This window comes from Mesorhizobium sp. M7A.F.Ca.US.005.03.2.1, from assembly GCF_003997795.1.
Classification (GTDB): domain Bacteria; phylum Pseudomonadota; class Alphaproteobacteria; order Rhizobiales; family Rhizobiaceae; genus Mesorhizobium; species Mesorhizobium ciceri.
In genome coordinates this window covers 1-2,015 of the sequence record NZ_RZRP01001021.1, presented here as the reverse complement: position 1 = coordinate 2,015, position 2,015 = coordinate 1, and the positions used below count along the sequence as shown (strand labels likewise).

Sequence of the window (2,015 nt, the reverse complement as noted above, 5' to 3'; positions counted from 1 at the left end):
TTCTGGACGTGAACCTTGTCGCTGGTACCGCCAGCGCCGCCGGCGCCGCCGAGGCTCAGCGTGATGGCGATCTTCGAGTCGGCGGATGACGTGCCGGACGCGCCGCCGACGCCACCGGAGCCGCCGATCGACTGCGCCAGGATGCCGTGGGAATTGGCCTTGTCGGTCTGGATTATGCCGCTGTTTTCGACATTGACCTTGCCGCCGTTGCCGCCGACCTCACCCGAGCCGCCAAGCGACAGGTTTACCGCGACTTCACCGCCATCGCTCTTGCCCTTGCTTTCGCCGGCACCACCTGCGCCGCCGCCGCCACCGACCGACTGCGCGAAGATGCCTATCGAGCGCTCCTGCTTGGTCCATATCGTTGCGCCGGCCATATTGACGACATCGACCTGGTTGCCATTGCCGCCCTTGCCACCCGCACCGCCAAGCGAGCCGCCGATTGCGTAAGTGCCAAGCACGCCAGAGCTGGACGAGCCGCCGACACCGCCGCCGCCACCGATCGAATTGGCGCTGATGCCATAGGAATCGGCGCCGTCCGTGACGATCAGATTGCGGTTGGTCACCGAAACCGTGCCGCCATTGCCGGCGCCGCCGGCACCGAGCGCGATCGCCGCGCCGATACCGACCGAAGTCTCGCCAGCATCGCCTGGGCCGACGATATCCTCTTTGGTCGAAGCCGAGCCGCCGCCGCCGCCACCGCCGCCGATGGACATGGCGAGGATGCCGACCGAGTTGAACCCGCTTGTGCGGATCTCGCCCGAATTATCGACTGCGACACCGACCTTGCCATCGAAACAAGTGGCATTGCCACCTGCGTCCGCGGCACAGGCGGCATCGTTGCCTTCGCCGCCATTGCCGCCGATGCTGACATTTGCGGTAACGCTCGTGCCGGCGGTGCCGCCGACGTGGAAGGCCTGCGTGTTTGTCGCACCGCCCATGCCGCCACCGCCGCCGATCGATTGGGCAACAATGCCGGACGAATAGTCGCCGTCGGTGGTCAAATTGGCGGAATTCGTAACATCCACGGCACCGGACTTGTTGCCTGTGCCACCCGCCCCGCCAACACCAACGTTGACGGCGACGTTGACGCCGTTTTCTGTACCGAGATCGGCCGTCGCGCCATTGGTCGCTCCGCCATTGCCGCCGCCGCCGCCGATCGACTGGGCAACGATCGCGGCGCTCATGTCCCCACCCGTCTTGATCGTCATGGCGTTGTGAACGGCGACATCGCCGCTGATGTTGCCCTTGCCGCCGCCGCCACCGATGTTGACTGTCGCATTGATGCTGGCGTTGACCCCGAAGCCGCCTGCAGCTCCCCAGGAATCGCCGCCATTGCCGCCGCTGCCGGCCACCGATTGCGCGAGGATGCCGATCGCGTTGGCGCCTTTGGTAACGATGCTGCCGCCGCCATTCATGCCGCTGTCGACGATGACGAGGTCGCTCTTGCCACCGTCGCCACCCCAGCCGCCAACAGTGACACCGAGTGAAACGCTGACCCCCGTGCTGGCTGCACCCGAAATCGTGGCAGCGCGGCCGCCATTGCCGCCGCCGCCGCCGATGGACTGGGCAACGATGCCGCCGGAACCGGCTGCGTCGGTGTCGGCAATCAGGTTGCCATCAGCCCGAACCGTTACCTTTCCACCGTTGCCTCCGTTGCCGCCCTCGCCACCCACGGCAACCCCGACCGAGGCGGACACGTAGAGACCAGCGCTGACCGCGCCTGAATAAGCCGAACCGCCGTTGCCGCCACTGCCACCGACCGATTGCGCAAGGATGGCCTTCGAGCCCATGCCGCCGACATGAATGTCACCTTTGTGGGTGACCGTGACCTGGTTGCTGAGATTGCCATCGCCGCCACCGCCGCCGATCGCCACGGAAGCGGCGCCGAACAGACCGACGGCAAACGTTCCGACAGATCCGCCATTGCCGCCACCGCCGCCGACCGACTGGGCGAGAATGCCGTGTGAGAGGGAGCCCACGGTCGTGATGTTGGTGGTGTTCTTGACCTCTAC

Annotated in this window: 1 pseudogene; it reads right to left on the bottom strand. The window is 66.4% G+C overall.

Going from position 1 to position 2,015, the window contains the following annotated elements:
• Positions 1-2,015, bottom strand: a pseudogene (locus tag EN991_RS34030) (autotransporter outer membrane beta-barrel domain-containing protein); the annotation flags it as partial.